We start from the raw sequence: 22,495 nt of genomic DNA, 5'->3' as shown, positions 1-22,495 counted from the left end.
TCATGAAAAATATATTTTTAATCATACTGTCTTTATTTTTAGTCACTTCCTGCGAAAAAGAAATAGATCTGGATCTCGAAGATCAGAGCGGACAGATTGTTATTGAGGGAAACATTACCGATCAGGCGGGACCTTACTTTGTAAAGATTACCAAATCCGTTGCCTTTACACAGGCGAACCAATATCCTGCCGTTACAAATGCGCAGGTCATTTTGAGTGACAATAGCGGACAGACGGAAACACTTCAGTACGCAGGAAACGGAAATTACAAAACGTCCACTTTTGCAGGACAGCCCGGAAGAATTTATACGTTAACCATCAACGCAGAAGGAAAACAGTATACCGCACAAAGTACAATGCCACAAGCTGTTTCTTTCGACGGTCTGGAGCAGGATTCTTTCCTTGTGGCAGGACAGACAAGTTATACGCTTCTGCCTCTTTTCGTTGATCCGGCAACTTTAGGAAACCGTTATCTGTTTGTGTATACCGTAAACAACAATCCGAAAAAATTCTTTTCCGAATTTTCCGATAATGTGAACAACGGTTTACCTAACCAAAGACCTCTTCTGCTTCCCAACGATGACAGCAACGCGAATGATATCAAAGTGGTTGCAGGAGATGTGATCCATGTAGAAATGCAGTGTATTGATGATAAAGTGTATACCTTTTATTCTGCACTTCTTCAGCTTTCAGGAAGCGGTCCCGGCGGAGGAATTACTCCCGCCAATCCACCAAGCAACATCAGCAACGGCGCTTTGGGCTATTTTTCAGCGCATACTGTAAGAACAAGAACCGCTGTTATTCAGTAAAATTTAAATAAAAGCTATCTGTACTTCCGGATAGCTTTTTTTGACTTCTGTAAACAACTGACCTTTCAGTTCTTAAAAATTTATTATAGAATTAATACGATGTGATGTAACAAATATTCTCTTTACGGTGTCTTATGTAGGAAACATTATTTTTTTACATGAAAAATATTTTGATACCCATTGCCTTTTTAGCAGGCATATTTACATTTGCACAGGCTGAAAAGGATACCATAAAATCTAAGGAAAAGGCTATTGAAGGAGTCACCGTAACGGTAAGAAAACCAACCATTGAATCCAAAGTAGACAGAACCGTTTTTAATGTTTCCAACAGCTCTATTCTTGCAGGAAACACCACTTGGGACGTCTTGAGAATGACTCCGCTGGTAAGTATCGATAACAATGATGCCATAAAAGCTGAAGGAGAAACCGTAACGGTTTACATCAACGACAGGAAGTCTGTTTTTACAGGAAAGGAACTGAAAGAATACCTGAAAACCATTCCTGCGGATAATCTGATGAAGATTGAAGTGATTACAAGTCCGTCTTCGCGCTATGAAGCCACAGGATCTGTCATCAACATTGTATTGAAAAAGCGTGATGATGAAGGAATTAAAGGGAGCGTCACCTTAAACAACAGGCAGAACACCAAAAACTCTCAGTATACCAACCTGAATTTAAATTACCACCGTAAAAGCTTTACACAGACCTTCATCGGAAGCTACAGCGATAATACCAATGTACAGAGCAATTCCAGTCTTTATAAAGTGGATGCCGAAAATTCTGAAACCTACAGAAATTCTAAAACCATAGGGAGATACAAAAGTCCTTCCCTTTCCTCTACTTCAGAATTTGAACTGAATAATAAAAATACTGTAGGTGTAATTCTTGAATATTACCAAAGCAACTCTTCTTCCAATACCGATGCAGACGGATTGAGAAATGTTAACGGACTCTTCGAAAATTCTTATCTTCAGAACCAAAATTCTACGGGACTTAACAGAAACTTTGGTTCCAATGTTTTTTATAAATGGTATGATAAGGAAAAGAATAAAATCCTTGATATTAATTTAGGTTCCAATTACTACGGGCAGTCGAGTGACGATTATTTCGTAAAAAATATGCTTTACAAATCTAAACCGGCTGAAAAACAGGAAATCGGAGTTCTTACAGATACCGAAAACAGAAATTATTACCTGAAAGTAGATTACACGCAGCCTATCGGAAAAGAAGGCGGAAATTTTGAAGTCGGCGGAAAGATCGATTTCAATAATAATGTGATCCCAAACAGCTTATATGGAAATATGCTTACGGGACTCAGTTCCGGAGATATTTTCCACTATGAAGACAACATCAGTTCCCTGTACGCCAACTACAGCAAAACATTCTTCAAAAAGCTGGAAACAAGGATCGGACTCCGTTATGAATACATCGATTATAAAATACGTCAGGATAATGCCGGAACTTCAAGAAGAGATTCTTACGGAAAACTGCTGCCCAATATTTTATTGAAATATTCTTTTTCAGACAATTATGATTTAAGTTTAACGTATAACAAAAATATCTGGAGACCGTGGTATGCGGAATTCAATCCGTTTATGATCCCGAACAGCGACGGATTCTACAGCCGTGGAAGCATCGATCTGGAACCCAACCCAAGCGACAGGGTTTATATGAAGTTAGGCATTCATAAAAAATACTTTATCTCTGCGAGATATATGTTTACCGATCAGGATTACTGGACTAATTACGTAACGGGAACCATTAATGATATCAACGGAAATCCTCAGAATATCACCATTACCCAACCCTCCAACTTTTTCGGGAAAGTGCATAAGTATTACGTCTTTGCCAATACGAACCAGACTTTCTTCAAAAATAAATTTACGGTGAATCTTGGTCTAGGATGGTATTATATTGACAACAGCGATTTTAACAAGAAAAACGGTTTGGAAAATGCGAATAACTACATCAGCTACCTGAGTGCTTCCACGAACCTTACGTATACGAATCTGTTTAATAAAAATATCAATCTGAGCGCATGGGTGGAAGTTTCTAATCAGAACAACGGAAATTCTACGACGAACAAAGCGAACGTCTTCCATAATATTTCAGCCACAAAGATATTCCCGAAAACTCAGATGGAAGTCAGTCTTCAGCTCATGAATATTTTTCAGCGGCCGAATTACGATGCCACCACTTTTGTGCAGGGAGGAACTTTCCGAAATGCTTCGAAATGGGACTGGTACGGAGCATCTATTTCATTTGTAAAACGTTTCGGAAACCAGAAAGTAAAAGAAAATACCAAAACCGATGTTGAGAAAAACGGCGGCGGCGGAAAATAATTTTAATGTTAAATTTTAGTACGGATGATGGATGAATTTCCATTGTCCGTTTTTTTTATACATTTTCAATTTATCTTAATTTTATGTTCTATGATAGCTTCTTTAAAAACGCTAAGTTCGCTGAGTTTTGCTTTGAAATTTATGTGAATATTTTTTCGAGCGCAAGGGCGTGAAACTCAGCTAATGATAATCATGACTTTTAAATCTCTGAATTTTTAATTTCACTTTAAGTTTTGGCTAAAGCCAATTTATTTTTTAGAAATATTAAAATGGACTAAAGCCCATTCCTACTGATAATTTGTATTGGTTTTGAATTGAACTCACGTTAATTTTAATCATCACACTTAACGTTCTTTTTTGAAAACGCTAAGTTCGCTGAGGCTGCTTTGAAATTTATGTGAATATTTTTCGAGCGCAACGGCGTAAACTCAGCTAATTATAATGATGGTTTTTAGATCTATGAAATTTTCTTTCGTTTTAAGTTTTGGCTAAAGCAAATTTATTTCATGGAAACATTAAAATGGACTAAAGCCCATTCCTACTGATAATTTGTTTTGGTTTTGAATTGAACTCACGTTAATTTTAATCATCATACTTAATGTCCTTTTTTAAAAACGCTAAGTTCGCTGAGTTTTGCTTTGAAATTTATGTGAATATTTTTCGGGCGCAAGGGCGTGAAACTCAGCTAATGATAATCATGGCTTTTAAGTCTGTGAAATTTTTATTTCACTTTAAGTTTTGGCTAAAGCCAATTTATTTTTTAGAAATATTAAAATGGGCTAAAGCCCATTCCTATTGATAATTTGTATTGGTTTTGAATTGAACTCACGTTAATTTTAGTCATCACACTTAACGTTTTTTTTTAAAAACGCTAAGTTCGCTGAGGCTGCTTTAAAATTTGTGTGAATATTTTTTCGAGCGCAACGGCGTAAACTCAGCTAATGATAATCATGGTTTATAAGTCTCTGAAATTTTAATTTCACTTTAAGTTTTGGCTAAAGCCAATTTATTTCTTAGAAAGATTAAAATGGGCTAAAGCCCATTCCTACTGATAATTTGTATTGTTCTTGAATTAAATTCATGTTAATTTTAATCATCGTATTTAAAAAGTTTTGGACAAGATCAGTTTGTTAAAGTCTTTTACATTATCTTTTTTTAGTCTGAAAATGTAGTCTTTAAAAAAAGCCGGAAAAAGATATTTCATCTTTTTCCGGCGCTGATTCTTAAAATCTTTGAAATTACTGTTTACGGATTCGATAGAGTCTGCCTCCGTCCGTCACCGCATATAAATTACTATCTGTTCCCTGTGTAATATCTCTGAAACGCTGGTTTTCGTTTGAAAGAAGCCTTTCTTCGCCTATTACTTTGTTGTTTTCCATAACCAGTCTCGCAATGTGCATTCCGCTTAAGGAAGCTACGAAAAGATTATTCTGCCATTCCGGAATGGTGTTTCCTTTATAAAAAGTGATTCCGCTTGGCGAAATTACAGGATCCCAGTAATAAACAGGCTGTTCCATTCCTGCCTGCTGCTGAATTCCGGCTCCGATGGTGGCTCCGCTGTATTCAATTCCATAAGTAATGGTTGGCCAGCCATAATTTTTACCAGCTAAAACCCTATTGATTTCATCTCCACCTCTCGGTCCATGTTCACTCTGCCATAATTCTCCCGTTACAGGATGGATGGCAATTCCCTGCGGATTTCTGTGCCCGATGCTGTATAATTCCGGCAAAGCTCCGGATTGCGAAAATGAAGGATTTCCGGGAGCGGGTTGTCCGCTGGTTGTAATTCTCAGGATCTTGCCTAAAGCTGCGGTTACAGACTGTGCAAGAGGTCTTGTAGAAAGATCGGAACGTTCTCCCGTACTCACAAAGAGATTTCCTGTGTTATCAAAAGCAATTCTTCCTCCGTAATGAAGATTTCCCACATTGGCAGAAGGATTTGCCCTATAGATCACCACAGGATTTTCAATCATAGTTTCTGAGCTGAAGAGTCTTCCTTTGGCTACTGAGGTTATATTTCCGCCTGAAACATTTTCAGAGAAAACCCAGTATACCATTCTGTTGGAAGTAAACTGCGGATCTACACAAACGCCAAGCAGACCACCCTGCCCTCCGGAATTCACGGAAGGAAGTCCTGTTATAGCACTGCTTACAGTTCCGCTACTGCTTATAATCCTCATGGTTCCTGCTTTCTCGGTTACGAGAAGTCTTCCATCCGGCAGAGATGTAATTCCCCACGGCGAAGCTAATGATGAGGTAACAACTTCACTTACATAAGGTGTGGAAGTTTTTGCGCCATTCGCTCTGGTCTGTCCTGCAAAAGCCGGCTGATAATTGGTATTTGCCGAATTGGTCTCAACAGGAGGAAGTGATAGTCCGTTATTTCCGCCGCTGTCATCGATAGTGTCTGAACAGTTTGCCAGTAATAAAGACACGGCAATTAATCCATAATAGCTTGTTATTTTCATATTTCGAGATTTTGGTGTACTGAAGAATTTTATTTTCAAAAACAAATTACCTGCCGTAAATCCTATCGTCGTGGAATTCCCGCAAAATATTCAATCGGTTACACTGATAATAGAATTTCTTTAAAATTTCAATAATTGATTAAGAAAATTTTAAGACTTAAAATGAAAGTATGGCATGAATATTATTATAATTAATATAAACACGTTGAAGATGGAAAACCTGTTAGCCAATAAAGATTTAATAAACAACTATTTAAAGTTAGTCATAAAACTGCAATTCAATACAGAAATTGATTTAAAAGGAGAATATACATTTACCGAAAATCTGGTTTCCAAAAAACCTATTATAGCAACTACTTTCTCTGAAAGAGTTTTGTCCAGCCCCGATATAAAAACGGTTTTGACATCTGTAATTACAGAAATTAATATCGGCGTCTGTACCACAGAACAGATGAGAAAAGCAGTTCAGGATTATCCGGAAGCAGATTCGCGGGAAATGCAGGAAATTGTTTAAATAAAACTCCCTGTACAGCTTTTTGTACAGGGAGTTTTATTTTTTAAGAGAATTACTTTAAACTTTCCGAAGATTACTGCAGGTACTTTGCTACTTTGTCTTCTAAATCTTCAAGATTAAAAGGTTTGGCAACATAATCATCCGCCTGAGCTTCCTGCGCCAGAGCCACAATGTCGTTATTTGCCGTTACATAGATCACGGGAATGCTTTTAAATTCCTGATGATTCTTCAGAAGCCTTGTTGCTTCCACTCCACCAATTTTGGGAATCCAGTTGTCCATAAGGATAACATCCGGCTGGAACTGTTCTACTTTCTCCAAAATATCATGTGAAGTTTCCGAAATTTCGACCTGATAACCATTTTCTTCAAAAATGATGGTGATGACTTCCAAAATAGTTTTATCATCATCAAAAATCAAAATTTTCTTCTTATTCATATATACTTAACTTTAGTTAGGGGTTACATTTTTTTATAACTGATTGATGTAATCTGCCAGATTATCGGGTTTAATAATGAGGTCAAAATCAATCTCTTCTACGGCGTGTTTCAGCATATAATCCACTTCTGCGGTTTCAGGATCCTGAATCCAGACTTTTCCGTTATTTTTTTTGATGTATGCTAAACCTTCCACTCCGTCTGCATTGGCTCCGGAAAGCAGTACACCAATCATTTTTTCACCATACACTTCCGCCGCAGATTTAAAGGTGACATCAATAGAAGGGCGGGAATAATTCATTTTTTCCGAGCTGTCCAGAGACATCAGATTTTTATTTTCAAACAATAAATGATAATCTGCGGGAGCAATGTAAATTTTATTGTTCTGAATTTCTGTTTTATCCTCAATCTCAATAACTTCTACAGGCGAAAACTGCTGCAACAAGGTCTGCAGAATGTTGTTGGAATGTGCCTTTCTGTGAACCACAAGCAGAATGACAAAATCCAGCTTTTCCTTTATTTTTTTAATCATTTCGAGAATGACCTGCAAGCTTCCTGCGGAACCTCCGATAGCAATCAGTTCAATATTTGTATTATTCGTTTTCATGATAAAACAGCTTACTGATGATCTACTTTTTTCCAGATCTTCTGATCATCCACCTGATTATAATTTTTATCTAATTTAGAAAATCTAAGCGTTTCTTTTGCACCTAAAGCTAAAAAACCTAAATTTTCCAGACTGTTGTCGAAAAGACGGAAGACTCTTTCCTGAAGTCCCCGATCGAAATAGATAAGAACGTTTCTGCAAATAATCAGCTGAAAACTGTTGAAAGAGCTGTCTGAAACGAGATTATGCGTAGAAAGAATCAGCTTTTCCTGAAGGCTTTTATCAAATTTTACACTGTCATAATTCGCGGTATAATAATCTGAAAAATCTTTTTTCCCGCCCGATAAAATGTAGTTTTCGGAATACAGTTTCATCTGCTGTAAAGGAAAAACTCCGGCTCTTGCTGTTTCCAGAACGGAAGGATTAAGATCTGTACCGTAAATTAAAGATTTATGGTAAAGATTTGCTTCCTTCAGCAAAATAGCCATGGAATAGGCTTCTTCACCTGTGGAACATCCCGCCACCCAGATTCTGATGAGCGGATAAGTTCCTAACTGCGGAAGAATTTTCTCCCGTAATGCTTTAAAAAACTGAGGATCGCGGAACATTTCCGTAACGTTCACGGTAATTTCTTCGATGAATCTTTTCAGGTATTCCGGATCATTAAGTATTGTATATCTCAACTCGGCAAAGCTTGTAAATCTGTCGATCAGGCATATACGGTTCACCCTGCGCTTGAAGGAAGCGCGGCTGTATTCTGAAAAATCGTAACCATACATATCGTAGACATCTTTTATGAGATACTCTACTTCTTCATCTTTTACAATACTTGGTTCCAGCATTTACGATAATTTTTCAATAGCGTTCATTAAAAGGTCTACATCTATCGGCTTGGAAACATAATCTGCAGCTCCCGCATCCAGACATTTCTGGCGGTCTTCCGGCATTGCCTGTGCAGTAACTGCGATTACGGGAATATTGCTGATAGAAGGGGTATTTTTTATCATCTTTATGGCTTCATACCCATCCATTTCCGGCATCATCATATCCATCAGAACCACATCAAAATGGTTGTCTTTATTTAAAACTTCAATGGCTTCCTGTGCCATTGTACTGCTTTCAATCTGGTAGCCTCTGGCTTTCAGGGTGAGCTTTAAAGCAAATATATTCCGCGGATCGTCGTCCACGATCAGAATTTTTTTATTCATCAGAATTTTAGCTGTTTAACTTTCATATAACCAAACACGGAGTAAGGATAGCAGCTGATCGATATCCACCGGTTTGGAGATATAATCTGAAGCCCCTGCGGTAATGCATTTTTCACGTTCTCCGATCATGGATTTTGCTGTAATGGCAATAATCGGCAGTCTTTTGAATTTAGGCATTTTTCTGATCTCTTTGATTGCCTCGTAACCATCAAGTTCAGGCATCATCATATCCATCAAAATAACATCCACATCAGGATTTTCTTTAATCTGCTGAATCGCATGGTTTCCATCCATGGCGACAACAACTTCCACTTTATATTTTTCCAGTGCTTTGGTAAGGGAGAAAATATTTCGGACATCATCATCGGTAATGAGTATTTTTTTACCGCTTAAAACTTCCGTAAGCGATCCCATTGTTTTGCTTCTTACGTTTTCAATGGAATTATTTTTCTCTTCCACCAGATGCAGGAACAATCCTACTTCATCCAGAATTCTCTGGTAAGAATGTGCTGTTTTTACAACAATAGAATCTGCATACTGCTTGATTTTCAGTTCTTCGGATTTGGATAAATTTCTTTCGGTAAAGATGATGATCGGAAGATTCTCCAGCCCTTCATAACTTTTTATGGATTCTATAATTTCGTATTCGTTTCCTCTTGAAGCTCCGATGTCCAGAATGACGCAGTCTACATGATTGGCTGTTAAAGCTTTTACGCTGTCTTCCACATTATTTTCTACCGACAACGAAATATTGAAATTGCTGAGGAAATAAGACAATGCGCTTGCGTGTTTTGCGTTTTCTTCTACAATTAATACTTTCTGCGGACCTTTTTTAAGGGCTTCTTCAATCTTTCTGAAAACATCCGTCATCTGATCGAGTGCAACAGGTTTGCTGATGAAATCAATTGCACCTTTCATCAGACTTTCATTCTTTACATGAAGCGCAGACATCATGTGTACCGGAATGTGTTTTGTTTCCTGATTGGATTTTAAATCATCCATTACCTGCCATCCGTCTTTTACAGGAAGCTGAACATCCAGCAGAATTGCCTGCGGACGATATTCCAGTGCAGCAGCCAGACCGCGGTCTCCTCTTACTTCAATCACAGCTTTATAGTTCTGCAAATGAGCATATTTCAGCAATGCTTTGGCAAAATTGGTATCATCTTCGATAATCAAAATGGTTTTATCTCCTTCCTGAATGGTATTTCTGTCATCGTCCACATTTTCAGGAATCTGAAGTGTATTCACCGCTTCTTTTTCTTCCGTCTGTTTTTCATCAAGAATATTCTGGATTTCTTCAACATCTTCACGGATGATTTCTACCAGATTCTGATCTTTTTCAACATGAGGAACTTCAGGAACTGCTTTTACAGGAATGCTTAAACTGAACTCACTTCCTTCATCCACTTTACTTTTTAAGGTAAGCTCTCCGCCTAATAATCTGGCAATTTCACGACTGATCGATAATCCGAGACCTGTGCCGCCGAATTTTCTTCTTGTAGAACCGTCTGCCTGCTGAAATGCTTCAAAAATGATTTTCTGTTTGTCTTCTGCGATCCCGATTCCCGTATCTTTTACGGAAAAGATGATAAAATCTGCTTTTTTAGGATCTTTTTTAATATTTAAATCGATGCTTCCTTTTGTAGTAAATTTTAGCGCATTCGATAATAGGTTTCTCAAAACCTGATCGACTCTTAAACGGTCGGTTTCAATGTTTTTCTGAACGGATTCGTCGATATTGATGTTAAACTCTAGCTTTTTCTCCTGAAATACCGGATTGAAAAGGTCTTTTAAATCTTTTACCACGTCATTGATCACCACATCCTGATATTCAAGAGTCATTTTTCCTGATTCTATTTTTGCAAGATCCAGTATTTCATCAATTAACGTTAATAAGCTGCTTCCTGAGCTTTGAATAACTTTAGCGGATTCGATCTGATCTTCATTAAGATTTTCATCCGGATTTTCTGCCATCAGTCTGGAAAGAAGGAGAATTGAATTCAGCGGTGTACGAAGCTCATGAGACATATTTGCAAGGAACTCCGATTTGTATTTCGTGCTTAGCGCAAGTTCTTCTACTTTTTTCTGAATTTCTGTGTTGCGTTCTGCAATCAGATGATTTTTTTCTTCCAATAATCTTGAACGTTCTTCCAGCTCTGCATTTGCCTGCATTAATTCTTCCTGCTGAACTTTCAGCTCTTCTTCCGAAGCCTGAAGTTTTTGGGTCTGTGCTTCGAGCTCGGTATTCAGATTTTCAAGCTCGGAATGCTGCACCTGCAGTTCTTCTGACTGCGCCTGTGTTTCTTCAAGTAACTGCTGTTCTTTTTCGCGGCCTCTTGCTGCGCTTAAAGCAATTCCTATATTTCTGCTGCACTCTACGAAATAATCGACTCTGTCTTTTTCAAAGTTGGTAGTTGAACCTAATTCCAGAACTCCGATGATGAAACCGTCTGCAAAAATCGGGATCAGCATAATACCGTAAATCTGAATGGTGCTGCTTGCAAAGGTTACCACAAAATCATCTTCATGAAGATTATTGTACACCTGAGTTTTTTCGCTGATGAAAGTCTGACCTACCATTCCTTCTCCGGGCTCGAAAACTTTTTTCATGTTGTTTTCCAGACCAAAAGCTACGTTCAGCTTAAGTAATCCTTCATCATAGAGGTAGATTGAACCATTGATGCAGTTGCCGTATTCGATAAGCTGATGAAGAGATGCTTTGGCAACGTCTTTCACCGATTTGTTTCCTACGAGAGATTCATTAAGAATGGCAAGACCTTTCTGTCTCCAGTCACTTTTATTAATGGTATCGAAAGACAATTTCAGGGACTCCGTCATATTATTTAAAGAATCTACCAATTCTCCGAGATCATCTTCTGCCGTATCTACGACTCTCTGGTCATAATCTCCGTTGGCAATTCTGTTGGCAATCTGCTTAATGGCACTTACTCTTCTGGACATTTCCTGATCTTTTGCTTTCAGCATTTTTTCAAGTTTGTCTCTTCTGATGAGATCTGCTCTTAATTTGATGTAGAAAAACGCAGTAACCACAACTGCTGCGATAGAAGAAAATATAATGAAGAAAACGGTAGTTCGGGAAGATTTATTAAGATCTTTGGTTTTTATGGCAAGCTGATTTTCTTCGTACTGAGAAAATTCTTTTACAATCTGTCTGCATCGGTCCATATGCTGCTTGCTTTCCTCGATCTGTTCCTGCGTCATCATGACTCCTCTTCTTCGGTTTTCTACAAAGAGCTTCATGTTGGCAAGGTTCATCTCTACATTTTTCTCCAGCAGATCCAGAAGTCTTTTCTGATGCGGATCTGTAATTCCGAGACTTCTTGCATATTCAAAGGTTTTGGAATATTCAGAAATACTTCTTTTAAAGGGTTCCAGAAAACTTTCCTGACCGGTAAGCTGATATCCCCTGTTTCCTGTTTCCGCATCCAGAACAGCCACCAAAACATCTTTTACTGCCGTTACGACACGTCTGCTTTTACCAACACTTTCGCGGTGATCCATCTGGTTCTGTATACTGAAGTATGAAGCCAGTGAACTTGCGATCAGGATCAGGATGGAAAATCCTACCCCGAACTGAAGATTTCTTATAAATTTTTTCGGCATGGAAAATTAATTTAAAGGTAAAGTGAAATAAAACGTAGATCCTTCATCTACTTTGCTGGAAACTCCAATATTTCCGTGGTGCTGTTTGATGATTTCGGAACAGATGAAAAGACCGATCCCCATTCCCTGAAACTGGAGTGAAGATTCTTCTACACGGTAAAATTTATTAAAAACAGCTTCCTGCTTAAAATCCGGAATCCCAATTCCGAAGTCTGTAACACTTACTCTTACTTCCTGTTCTTCTTCATCTACAAAAGTGGTTACAATAACCTGATTGTTCTGTGGTGAATATTTTATGGCGTTCGTTAAAAAGTTAATGAGAACCTGCTCGATACGAATTTCATCCAGCGGAATCAAAATATCCGGTTTTACTCCGTCTCGTTTGATCTTCACTCTGCTTTCGTGAGTCTGCACTATTGTATCTATTGCGTTGCTGATAACGCCTTCCAGATTTGTAGGTTTTTTGGTGATTTTCAGCTTTCCGTTTTCGATTTTGGAAACATCAAGAAGATCTGTAATTAAAGTATTCAGTTTTTCGATCTGATCCTGTACTTTGGTAAGAAAACCGGCTTCCGCACTTTCTTTATCAAGTTTTAATTTTCTTTCCAGCAGCTGTACATATGCTTTTATACTGGTTAAAGGCGTTTTTAGTTCGTGGCTCGCAATACTCAGGAATTCATCTTTTTCTTTTTCCACCTTCTTCTGATCGTCTATATCTGTGAAGGTTCCTACCCAGTTTTTGATTGCGTTTTCTTCGTACACGGGAGTTACGCGCAAAAGATGGTAGCGAAAATCGCCCGTTTCTCTATTTTTTATCCTGACTTCAAGATCTAAGGATTTTCCTCTTTTCCTGCATCGTTCAAATTCTTCTTTAATTTTATAATCATCCGGATGCGTTTCGGGAAAGTCTTTTTCAGAATCAGAATACTCATACCATTTACCGTTTACGAAATCTACTATTCCCTGCTCATTCAGGGTAAAAGCAATCTGAGGGAGAGATTCAAGCATTAAATGAAAATGATCGATCTGCGATTTCATGGTTACCTGAGATTCTCTTCTTCCTTTTACCTCAAGCTCAAGACTCTGCTGCGTTTTTTTCATCGCAAGATTCTGCTCCTGAAGGTTGTAGAAGGTTTTTACTTTCAGCATCAGAATTTCCGGATCTACGGGTTTCGTTACATAATCTTTTCCTCCGGAAGCATAGCCGCGTGTGATAAATCTTTTCTCGGTATTTACAGCCGAAAGGAAAATAATAGGTACTTCCTTTGTTTTGCTGTATCCTGCTAAAGTTTCCGCGACTTCAAAGCCATCCATATCCGGCATTTGAACATCCAAAATAATCAGTGCGTAATCATTTTTCAAAGCTTTTATTAGAGCTTCTTCACCGGAATCGGCTGTATCCACCTGAAAATCCTTGGATTCGAGTAATTTTTTGAGTGAATAGAGATTACTTTGGTTGTCATCAACAATTAAGATCATATAAACTTAAAATCAATAATTAATTATATTTACTTCAGCTTCAAAAATACTCACAATATTTCGAAAAACAGGAATTTTTTACCTATTATCAAAACACATACCACAATAGCTGAAAAAAAATTTATCATCTGTAAATTTTAAAAAAAAAATTCTGATTTTTTTTCTTTCTTCAATTCAGTGATTTAAGAGTAAAATTTTAACCACATACCACATTTTTAGTTAAAATTTTAATTTAATAAAATTATTCACGGCACAGTGTTTGAATACAGGATAACAACACTTTTTCACTTAAATATATTTTTCAAAATTAACCCACGTTTTATTGCGTGGGTTTGTTTTATTGTTCTTATATTTGCAGTGAATTTCTCATGTTTAATTTGAGTTTTCATGGTTATTAGTTTTTATCCCCGCCGAAAGTCGGGGATTTTTTTATGTATTTTATTCAACATATTTCACTTTTTTAAAGCACTTATTTTCTGAATATTATTCTTAAATCTCATCAATTTGTTTAAAAAAGTAAAGATGATGGCACAACTTGTGATATAAGTAAGACACACTTAAAATCATAGATATGCCGATACAGATACAAGTTGCCCAATGTACAGAATGCAAAGGCTACACTTCCGCTGCCCCACTCGATTCCAAACATACTTATCATCCGGAAATCGTCGACCATTTTTTATATCATGGCGAACCTGCGTTTACTCTGGATCAGAAAACTTTTGATAAATACAGAAACTTAGAAAATACAAAAGTCATCATCATGGATCTTACTGAACATGAAAAAAATGATCATCTGAATTGTAATTGCGCAAAGAAAGCCATTCAGAAAAGGGTATATTCTCAAAAGGAAATTTACAACATTCCCACCAATCATTTTGTTCCTGAAAAACAGGAAACTGATAATGAAATCTATTTTAAGGATCTTTACCACACCTACAATAATTTTCACGGACTAAGCTCTGCCAATCATTATGGAAGTTCGGGCAGAAAATTCCGTTAACTGAAATATTCGATTTTACCCTTTCCTATTCAAGTATTTAAGAATGTAAGCTTTACAACTTACCTTAAATACTTCTTTTTTTTGATAAAATTAATCTATCAGAAAATTAAATTCTTTTCTGTATTGAGAGGGACTTTTCTGTGTATATTCTTTGAAAGTCTTATTGAAATAACTGAAATTATTAAAGCCGGATTCAAAGCAAACCTCAGTAATGCTTAAAGGCTGCTCGGCAAGAAGCTTGAGTGAATGGGTAATTCTGTATTCGTTAACAAACTGAGTAAAGGTCTTATTGGTAATTTTTTTAAAGTAACGACAAAATGAAGGCACTCTCATATTGGCAAGATCCGCAACCTGCTCCAGGGTTATCTGTTCTTTAAAATGGTCTTTTACATAATTAAAAATAAGATTAATCCTTTCATTATCTTCCACCTGAGTCTGAAGATAATATTTTCCGGCATTGAGAATTCTGTAATCTGAAGTTGAAGCCAAAGTATCCAGAATCTGCAAAAATTTCACAAGTTTTTCCAAAGAGGAAGACTCGTGCATTTCCACGATTTTTTCTCCTATTTCTTTTTTAATATTTTCAGAAAAAACAATTCCTGCCTTTGATTTTTCCAAGAGAGCAGAAATTCTCTGCATTTCGGGAAGTCCGAAGAAATGTTCTCCTAAAAAATCGGGTTTAAACTGAATAACCATTTCGTAATCGTTATTGGTGTTTTCATTCGTCATTCCGCAATGCGGCAGATTACTTCCCATAAGCACAAGATCTCCGTCTGAAAAATAGGAAATATTACTTCCAATCTGCCTTTTTCCGGAACCTCCGCATACAAAAATCAGCTCTATTTCCGGATGATAATGCCAGACATGAGATTTTATATTTTCGTTACGAAGGAATTTAAGACTTGTAAAACTGCTTCCAATATTGGGTTTTACAGCTTCAAAAGCAGGATGCGAATGTTTCATAGCCAACGGTTAAATCATACACAAAATTAACAAATATTTATTAATTAATAAAAATAAAGGTTAAAATAAAACATAAATATGAAAATTGTATGGTAGCAGCTGTCTTAAAAGAAGTCTACATTTGCAATATAAATAACTGATAATAAAACCCTTATCATTATGAAAAAATTATTACAGTCCGTTTTCTTTGCAGGATTTCTTTTTGTTTCTACAGAAGCAATGGCTAAAGACAGAGATTTTTCTCTTTCTTTTGGAACGACAACATCCAAAACTTTAAGTTTTGAATTGAGCAATGCTAAAAATCTATCGCTGATTATATATAATGATTCTTACGGGGAGGTTTTTTCGGAGAGGCTTGAGAAAGAGGATTCCGTTATTAAAACCTACAATCTTGAAGATTTGACAGAGGGAACCTATTATCTTATAGCGGAATCTGAACAAAAGATCGAAAAATATAAGATTAAAATCAGTGATGATCATACGGTAACTATTGAAAAGACTCCTTTCGCGGTTATCAGTAAACCGGAATACAGCATTTCCGGAAATATTGTTAATCTGCATATTGCCAATCTGAAAAACAAGGTAAATATTTCCGTAACCGATTATTCGGGAAATACGTATTATTCTTCCGTGAAAGAAGGAAATGCCAACGAACTGAATATGACTTTTAATTTTGATCCTAAAACTGCAGACCAATACATCATCAGTATTGAAGAAAACGGCAATACATTCAACAGAACAATCACTTTAAAATAAGAGATTCTATACATTTCCGTACTTATATCGGAATTAAAATTTTACGTACAATTAGTTTATTAAGGCAGCTTTTCTTTTTTTAAATCACGGAGAAATGGCTGCCTTAATTTTTTTTAAAATTATCTTACTGATATTAAGTAGCTTTTAATATTTCTCAGCAAAACCTGAAAATTTATTTTGTGGGAATAAAAAAATCTTTCTATATTTGCACCACTGAAAACAACGATACAATCGGTGTTTCTGGAGAGTTGGCAGAGTGGTCGATTGCGGCAGTCTTGAAAACTGTTGACTGTAACAGGTCCGGGGGTTCGAATCCCTCACTCTCCGCAAAAAAAATCCTTCAAAGTAAATTTTGAAGGATTTTTTTATTATCCCATCTGAAAATTCAGGCGTTCTCATCATGCGCGGCATCTACGGGTTTAGATTCAGGGGAGCCTTTTTCACGGAGCCAGATGGAGAGAACGACCAGTGAAAATACCGCAAGAAATTCGCTTTGCCAGTTTTGAAAAGATTCAAACCAGAATCTGGAATCCACAATATACTGTAACGCTGTTGCTGTCTCTTTATTTTTCATAATCTGTTCTTCATTATAATCTTTCAGACTTCCATAAAAATGCATCAGGAAACTCGCCAAAAACAAAACCGCAAATGCCGTCGATAAGGAATGCTTATACAATTGAAGCCAGATTCCGCCTTTTTTTACTGCCCATGGAGCTTTCGGATGCACTTTAGGCTCTCTGTCAACCTCCTCTTTTTCATCTAAGGATTTAGATTCGCTGGATCCTTTCTGCCTTAAAGAGACGGTAAGAATTACATACAGCATCATTTGCAGAAATTCGCTTTCCCAATTTTCAAATGTTGCCTGAATAAAATGTCCGCTGTGGATGTACTCTGCTATTGACAAAAGAGATTTCCCATTTTCGGCGAGTTCCTTATTTTCTGTTTTCCAGCCTGTAAGAAACTGACCCAACAAACAGATTATCATAAAAATAAGCAGGACAATACTTAAACTGTTCCGGTAAAAAAAATTTCTTTTAGACATTTCAGAAAAATTTAAGAATTCTCATCAGAATCAACCCTTTGAAGTCCTTTTACGGCAGGTGCTGTTAATATTTTACCATTCACATTAAATCTGGAGCCATGACAAGGACAATCCCAACTCAACTCCGCACTGTTCCACCGTACATCGCAATGTGCATGAGTGCAGCTGCTTTTTAACAGATGTACTTTTCCATTCGATTCTTTGTAGAGCGCGTAAGAATTCCCCTCATACTTTACTACTTTAGCTTCACCTTCGGTAATTTCTCCCAAAGACTCAATCTTTTCCTTGAGAAGCTTATCTTTGATAAAATCGAATGCAGCGGCAGCAGTTTCTTTTATAAAATCTGCCATTCCCGCAACCGGTTTAATTCTTGAAGGGTTAAAAAGATCTGCATATTTATTTTCGCGTCTGAGGATGAGATCGGTTATAATTTGTGAGGACAGCGTTCCGAAAATCATACCGTTTCCTCTGAATCCCGTTGCAACGAAGACGCTCCCGTTACTTCCCGGACTTTTTCCGATGTAAGGAAAGCCATCTATCGGTTCATAATACTGACTTGACCAGCTAAAATAAACAAGATCAACTTCAAAATATTTACGAACGTAATTTTCAAGTTTTGAAAAACATTCTCCTGTATCTTCCGCATGTCCGGTTTTATGATCTTCTCCTCCAGCAATCAAAAGTGTCTCACCGCCAATTGTCTGAGTTCTGTAATAATGATAAGGATCTACAAGATCATACCCCAGTTCCGCCGGATAGTTTTTATTTTTTAAGCTGAACGCCATTGCATAGCTTCTGTAAGGTGCATTTACGAAACTCAGCACATTTTTACCGGGAGGAATGTGCGTTGCATAAACAAGATTTCTGGCTCTGATCTTTTCTTTTGAGGTCGTTACGATAATGAAATCTTCCTGTTCTTCATGATTTTCACAGAGACAGTCTTCTAAAATTTCACCTCCCAGATTTAAAAAAGCTTCACACAGCGCCTTTATATATTTTACCGGATGAAACTGAGCCTGATTTGGAATAAGTACCGCATTTACAAAAGGAATAGGAAAGGGAATTTCTCTGGTAAAATGCATCGTGTGATTTACTTTTAAAGCTCCTTCCACAATATCTTTCAACTGCTTATCCTGCTTTTCGTCGAGCGCAAAAAGGTAAGCCGATTTATGTTCAAAATCACAGTCTATATTAAACTGTTGAATATTATTTTTTATCAGTTGAATCGCATCCTGCCCTGCTTTTGCAAATATTTTTGCATTGTCGAGACCAAAATCCTTGACAGCCTGCGAAAAAGTGGTATCAAAAAAATCATTAAGATGTGCCGTTGTTCCTCCCGTTGTTCCGAAACCTATATTTGATGCCTCAAGAATGATGCATTTTTTTCCTTCCTGCTGAAGTTTCAGCGCTGTTGAAACTCCGGTAATACCGCCTCCGACAATTACTACATCATATACCGTTTCAAAATCCGGATCGGAAGAGAAACTTTTAATTTCTTCCTGCCAAATGCTTTTCCTAGCTCCGTCTCTGTTCATAATTTATTGTTTAATTAAAATCCGAAACAATTAACCCTTGTTTTCTCAGATTATTGCAGCATATAATATGTGATCATCAACTAAAAATTATCATTTTTGAATTGACAACGGACTACAAATTTGCATTTATAAATCAATCTGAGAGATCATCTATCTCAAATTTACAATTTCAACAAACTATTGATTTATGACCGCAGTCATGAAATTTCAAGAATAAATTGTTTTATCAGAAACGTCAATAAAAAAACCTTCAAATTAAGAATCTGAAGGTGGTATTTTTATAGCAAACTTTAAACTAATTTCAGAATTAACCGCAAAAGGGACAAAAGATAATGTTAAAGCGAATTTCCAGAATAATCAAAGCATTCAAAAGAATAAAAATCAAAGATTTTTAAAAACTATTGTGAGCTTTTTCATTTATAATAATCAGCTTTAAATAAACGTTTAGTTCATCTTTTGTACTCGTATGTTTGCATATCAAAACTTTACGTTTATATAGGATAACCAAAAAGCTAAGGGACAGAAGAAATATTTTGTGACAGGTAGTTGATTTGATTTTAATATACCGTGAAAAGAAAGATTCTCTGTCTCTAAGTTTCTTCAAAATCTGAACAGTACTTAGGGAATGAATAAATATCCCGGATAATTACGAGAAAAGATGATCGGGAACTGTGGCTTTATAAAAAATAATATGATGAAAAAACAGTGTGTTGGCATTGACATATCCAAGGATCATCTTGATTGCTGTATCGGATGTATAGATTCTGACCAGAATCATAAGCTGCAAAATAACAAAAGGTTTTCGAATAATGAAACCGGTTTTAAGGCACTGCAGCATTGGGTTTCAGATCTTCAGGTTACAGAAAATTTGATGTATGTAATGGAGGCTACAGGAGTTTATTATGAAAATCTGATTTATTATCTCACAGAAAACGACTGTAAAGCATCGGTTTTATTGCCCAATATGGTAAAACACTATGTCAAAAGTTTGAACATAAAGACGAAAACGGATAAGGTAGATGCTGAAGTTTTATGTAGGCTGGGCTTGGAAAGAAGACTTAGATTTTGGCAAAAACCATCCGGAATCATGCGGGAGCTTAAGTTCTTAAGCAGAGAGTATCGTGAGATAAAATATAAAATAAATCAGGTCAAAAACCAGCTTCATGCAAGGTTTTACAGTTATCAATGCCCTGAAAGTACAGAACAAAGATTAAAAAGACAGATTGTATTGCTCGAAACTCAGGCACTGGAGATAGAGGCAAAAATAAGAACTTTGGTGATGACAGACCGCTCTTTTATGATAAAATACAGCGGGTATGCACGATCCCGGGAGTGAGTTTTATAACAGTTGTTTGCGTTGTGGCTGAAACAAATGCATTTGCCTTAATCTCCAATTGCAAACAGCTTACCAGCTATGCGGGTCTTGATATACAGCAGAACCAGTCTGGCAGCAGAGAGGGAAAAACAAGAATTTCGAAAAAAGGAAATAGCTTTATTCGGTATGCGCTCTATATGCCGGCATTGTGTGCCAGTAGATTTAATCCCTCGATGAAATCTTTTTACAGAAATTTAACGGAACGGAAACCTGCAAAAAAGATAGCGGTAACAGCCGTAGCGAGAAAGTTATTGTGTTTAATCTACGTTCTCTGGAAAAAAGAGGAAGAATTCAATATCAATTATGAAGAAAATAAAAATACAGACAGGGTTTCGCCTGTCTGAACGGGATAAACAATAGCTTTCCCAAAAAATAGTTTATACAAATTTAAAAAATAATTTGCATATTAACACAGTACCTTTTGCGGTTAAATAAAAGTTTAAACAGACTTAGCATTGCATTTATTAAGCATTATCAGAAGAGCCGGATTTTATTTTCACAAACATATAAGCCAGCCCTAATCCCAATCCCGCTAAAAGTGCTATTTTTGTCTTTCTGGAAGGAACCGGAAGCATTGTTTCTCCGTAAATCCGGTGAGGTTCCGAAGATGGTTCTAAAATATTACCAGAATCTGAAGGAGCATTTTTCACCTTCATCATAAGCCTCATAACTGCTGAAGCACTGTTAATTACATGCTTTGGAAATAATCCGTACACATTTTTAAGGACCATAGACGTAAAATCCGGAAACAAATCTTTTTTAGGATTTTTAGCTAATTCTACCATTTTAGCAGCCGTATCTCTCGGATCTGCTGCAAAAGGAGGAATTTTAAAATCCAGCCCTGAATATTTTGCAGAATGCATATTTCCCGTTGAACGCTGGATCTGCGGATAAATATTACAGATATGGATCTGCGGAAAATCTGAAATTTCGCCGTGAAGACATTCCATCAGTCCACGAATGCCAAATTTTGTGGACGAATAAACCGCACTGTACGGAGCAGGCATAAAACCGCCGATAGAAACATTATTAATTAAAATTCCTTCTTCCTGCTTTTTAAAGACAGGCAAAGCACTGTACGCACCATGCATATAGCCAAAAAGATTAGTCTTAATCACCTGTTCGTTGATATCCATTGGGATTTCTTCGAATTTTCCGCTCGACATTACCCCTGCATTGTTTACCCAAATATCTATTCTGCCGTTGAACTGCAATGCTTTATTGGCTAAATTCTGAACATCGCCCGCAATAGAAACATCCGTTGGAACAGCCATCGCCGAAACGCCTAAATCCCTGCACAGAGCAACTGTTTCGTCCAGAGCTTCCTTACCTCTTGCCGCAACTACAATATTGCAGCCTTCCAAAGCAAATGCTTCCGCAGCCGCTCTTCCTACCCCACTGCTTCCTCCGGTAATTACTACGGTTTTTCCTCTGAGATTTTTTTGTTCATTATTAGAATTCATTTTGTGATGGTTTTTGGTTAATTATCCATAATCAACCTATTATTATGCCATAACGAGCATAATTTTCAAGTTAAATTTAAATCTTGTGAATAATTTTAACTGGAATTCCAATTTCCACTTTAAAGTCAATCTTGTTTTAAACTAATATTTAATAATATAAATTTTCGTTAATATTCTTAATTAATCTTAAATAATGTAGCCGCTCTATTTTCTTGGCACAATATTTTAATATTCTCTAATACTCATGTTTAATTTGAGTTTTCATGGTTATTAGTTTTTATCCTCAGATTCTCTCTGAGGATTTTTTATTTTTCATCAACCAGTTTTAAAACAAAAAACAGACCTTAAAAAGATCTGTTTTAATAAATTATATGTCGCTTTAAGTATGTTTATATTGCGTAAGCTCCTTTGTTCTGAAAAACATTAATGACTTCCGTTTTATTATTAACTGTATTGCAAATAACTTCGACCGTAAAATAAGAGACTTCATAAAGTACGTATTTTACAGAATTTACTGTTCTTTCGCTCATGACACGTCCTTCATTCATCACGAAACTGCACTGTGCCTGATTTGGCAAATTTTTAAAATCGTAGTAAGAAATCATAGCTTTGTTTTTTTTAAGAGTTTCAAATAGATATACACAATTTCTTTGCCAATTTTCTTTAATAAAGTTAAATTTTTAAAATTTAAATGAAAATACCCTAAAAACAGCGATTATATTCACAATATTTAATACGTATTACTACAACATTTTACCGGAAGCTTTTTAGTAGAATTTCTCCGATCAGCTCATCAAAAGAGTTTTGTCTATATCCAAAGTTGCTGCAGTTGTATTTTTTGTCATTTTAAATATTGCAGATCTCTCTGG

The 22,495-nt window shown here is 36.5% G+C and carries 19 protein-coding genes and 1 tRNA gene; 8 read left to right on the top strand and 12 right to left on the bottom strand.

Annotated elements, in window-relative coordinates:
- Positions 1 to 2: 2 nt before the first annotated feature.
- Both KKI44_RS01665 and KKI44_RS01660 read left to right on the top strand, forming a co-directional pair.
- Positions 3 to 809, top strand: coding sequence for a DUF4249 domain-containing protein (locus KKI44_RS01665; protein ID WP_214589560.1), 807 nt, complete (start codon positions 3 to 5; stop codon positions 807 to 809).
- A 158-nt stretch (positions 810 to 967) separates the two neighbouring features.
- Positions 968 to 3,151 (top strand): outer membrane beta-barrel protein, encoded by a 2,184-nt coding sequence (locus KKI44_RS01660; RefSeq protein ID WP_214589559.1) that lies wholly within the window; start codon positions 968 to 970, stop codon positions 3,149 to 3,151.
- Between the two features lie 1,238 nt (positions 3,152 to 4,389).
- On the opposite strand, the gene KKI44_RS01655 is transcribed toward KKI44_RS01660, so the two are convergent.
- Positions 4,390 to 5,619, bottom strand: a complete 1,230-nt coding sequence (locus tag KKI44_RS01655; RefSeq protein ID WP_214589558.1) for a PQQ-dependent sugar dehydrogenase — start codon at positions 5,617 to 5,619, stop codon at positions 4,390 to 4,392.
- A gap of 211 nt (positions 5,620 to 5,830) precedes the next feature.
- Here KKI44_RS01655 and KKI44_RS01650 point away from each other — a divergent pair, with 211 nt between their 5' ends.
- Positions 5,831 to 6,133 carry a hypothetical protein gene (locus KKI44_RS01650; protein WP_214589557.1) on the top strand — a complete coding sequence of 101 codons (303 nt, stop codon included), beginning with the start codon at positions 5,831 to 5,833 and terminating at the stop codon, positions 6,131 to 6,133.
- A 73-nt stretch (positions 6,134 to 6,206) separates the two neighbouring features.
- Here the strand turns inward: KKI44_RS01650 and KKI44_RS01645 are convergent, their stop codons facing one another.
- The 6 genes from KKI44_RS01645 to KKI44_RS01620 are packed head-to-tail and all read right to left on the bottom strand — an operon-like array spanning position 6,207 to position 13,489.
- Positions 6,207 to 6,569 carry a response regulator gene (locus KKI44_RS01645; protein WP_214589556.1) on the bottom strand — a complete coding sequence of 121 codons (363 nt, stop codon included), beginning with the start codon at positions 6,567 to 6,569 and terminating at the stop codon, positions 6,207 to 6,209.
- 33 nt (positions 6,570 to 6,602) lie between these two features.
- Entirely contained in the window at positions 6,603 to 7,175 is a 573-nt protein-coding gene (locus tag KKI44_RS01640) for a chemotaxis protein CheB (protein WP_214589555.1), read from the bottom strand.
- Between the two features lie 11 nt (positions 7,176 to 7,186).
- Positions 7,187 to 8,017 carry a CheR family methyltransferase gene (locus KKI44_RS01635; RefSeq protein WP_214589554.1) on the bottom strand — a complete coding sequence of 277 codons (831 nt, stop codon included), beginning with the start codon at positions 8,015 to 8,017 and terminating at the stop codon, positions 7,187 to 7,189.
- Positions 8,018 to 8,383 (bottom strand): response regulator, encoded by a 366-nt coding sequence (locus KKI44_RS01630; protein WP_214589553.1) that lies wholly within the window; start codon positions 8,381 to 8,383, stop codon positions 8,018 to 8,020. It lies immediately after the preceding gene.
- Between the two features lie 15 nt (positions 8,384 to 8,398).
- Positions 8,399 to 12,010: a response regulator gene (locus KKI44_RS01625; protein ID WP_214589552.1), complete on the bottom strand. Its 3,612-nt coding sequence runs from the start codon at positions 12,008 to 12,010 to the stop codon at positions 8,399 to 8,401.
- 6 nt (positions 12,011 to 12,016) lie between these two features.
- Positions 12,017 to 13,489 carry an ATP-binding protein gene (locus KKI44_RS01620; RefSeq protein ID WP_214589551.1) on the bottom strand — a complete coding sequence of 491 codons (1,473 nt, stop codon included), beginning with the start codon at positions 13,487 to 13,489 and terminating at the stop codon, positions 12,017 to 12,019.
- A 571-nt stretch (positions 13,490 to 14,060) separates the two neighbouring features.
- Between KKI44_RS01620 and KKI44_RS01615 the strand changes: the two genes are divergently transcribed.
- Entirely contained in the window at positions 14,061 to 14,492 is a 432-nt protein-coding gene (locus tag KKI44_RS01615; RefSeq protein WP_214589550.1) for a hypothetical protein, read from the top strand.
- Between the two features lie 90 nt (positions 14,493 to 14,582).
- Here KKI44_RS01615 and KKI44_RS01610 read toward each other — a convergent pair whose 3' ends face one another.
- A complete protein-coding gene (locus tag KKI44_RS01610) occupies positions 14,583 to 15,455 on the bottom strand; it encodes an AraC family transcriptional regulator (RefSeq protein ID WP_214589549.1) in 873 nt (290 codons plus the stop codon).
- A 159-nt stretch (positions 15,456 to 15,614) separates the two neighbouring features.
- Between KKI44_RS01610 and KKI44_RS01605 the strand changes: the two genes are divergently transcribed.
- Positions 15,615 to 16,211, top strand: coding sequence for a hypothetical protein (locus tag KKI44_RS01605; protein WP_214589548.1), 597 nt, complete (start codon positions 15,615 to 15,617; stop codon positions 16,209 to 16,211).
- Positions 16,212 to 16,453: 242 nt separating this feature from the next.
- A tRNA-Ser gene (locus KKI44_RS01600) sits at positions 16,454 to 16,538 on the top strand.
- 58 nt (positions 16,539 to 16,596) lie between these two features.
- Here the strand turns inward: KKI44_RS01600 and KKI44_RS01595 are convergent.
- Together KKI44_RS01595 and KKI44_RS01590 are read right to left on the bottom strand one after the other, a co-directional pair.
- The gene (locus tag KKI44_RS01595) at positions 16,597 to 17,253 is read right to left on the bottom strand and encodes a DUF6766 family protein (protein ID WP_214589547.1); all 657 of its coding nucleotides are present in this window, start codon (positions 17,251 to 17,253) and stop codon (positions 16,597 to 16,599) included.
- Between the two features lie 11 nt (positions 17,254 to 17,264).
- Positions 17,265 to 18,788: an FAD-dependent oxidoreductase gene (locus KKI44_RS01590; RefSeq protein WP_214589546.1), complete on the bottom strand. Its 1,524-nt coding sequence runs from the start codon at positions 18,786 to 18,788 to the stop codon at positions 17,265 to 17,267.
- 691 nt (positions 18,789 to 19,479) lie between these two features.
- Between KKI44_RS01590 and KKI44_RS01585 the strand changes: the two genes are divergently transcribed.
- Both KKI44_RS01585 and KKI44_RS01580 read left to right on the top strand, forming a co-directional pair.
- The gene (locus tag KKI44_RS01585) at positions 19,480 to 20,124 is read left to right on the top strand and encodes an IS110 family transposase (protein WP_214589545.1); all 645 of its coding nucleotides are present in this window, start codon (positions 19,480 to 19,482) and stop codon (positions 20,122 to 20,124) included.
- Positions 20,125 to 20,147: 23 nt separating this feature from the next.
- Positions 20,148 to 20,507 carry a transposase gene (locus KKI44_RS01580; RefSeq protein WP_250902138.1) on the top strand — a complete coding sequence of 120 codons (360 nt, stop codon included), beginning with the start codon at positions 20,148 to 20,150 and terminating at the stop codon, positions 20,505 to 20,507.
- Between the two features lie 120 nt (positions 20,508 to 20,627).
- Here KKI44_RS01580 and KKI44_RS01575 read toward each other — a convergent pair whose 3' ends face one another.
- Together KKI44_RS01575 and KKI44_RS01570 are read right to left on the bottom strand one after the other, a co-directional pair.
- On the bottom strand, positions 20,628 to 21,626 hold the full coding sequence (locus KKI44_RS01575) for an SDR family oxidoreductase (protein WP_214589543.1): 999 nt from the start codon (positions 21,624 to 21,626) through the stop codon (positions 20,628 to 20,630).
- A 389-nt stretch (positions 21,627 to 22,015) separates the two neighbouring features.
- Positions 22,016 to 22,231, bottom strand: a complete 216-nt coding sequence (locus KKI44_RS01570; RefSeq protein WP_214589542.1) for a hypothetical protein — start codon at positions 22,229 to 22,231, stop codon at positions 22,016 to 22,018.
- Positions 22,232 to 22,495 lie beyond the last annotated feature (264 nt).

This window comes from Chryseobacterium sp. ZHDP1, from assembly GCF_018603435.1.
GTDB classification, from domain to species: Bacteria; Bacteroidota; Bacteroidia; order Flavobacteriales; family Weeksellaceae; genus Chryseobacterium; species Chryseobacterium indicum.
This window is presented reverse-complemented; position numbering and strand designations above follow the sequence as displayed.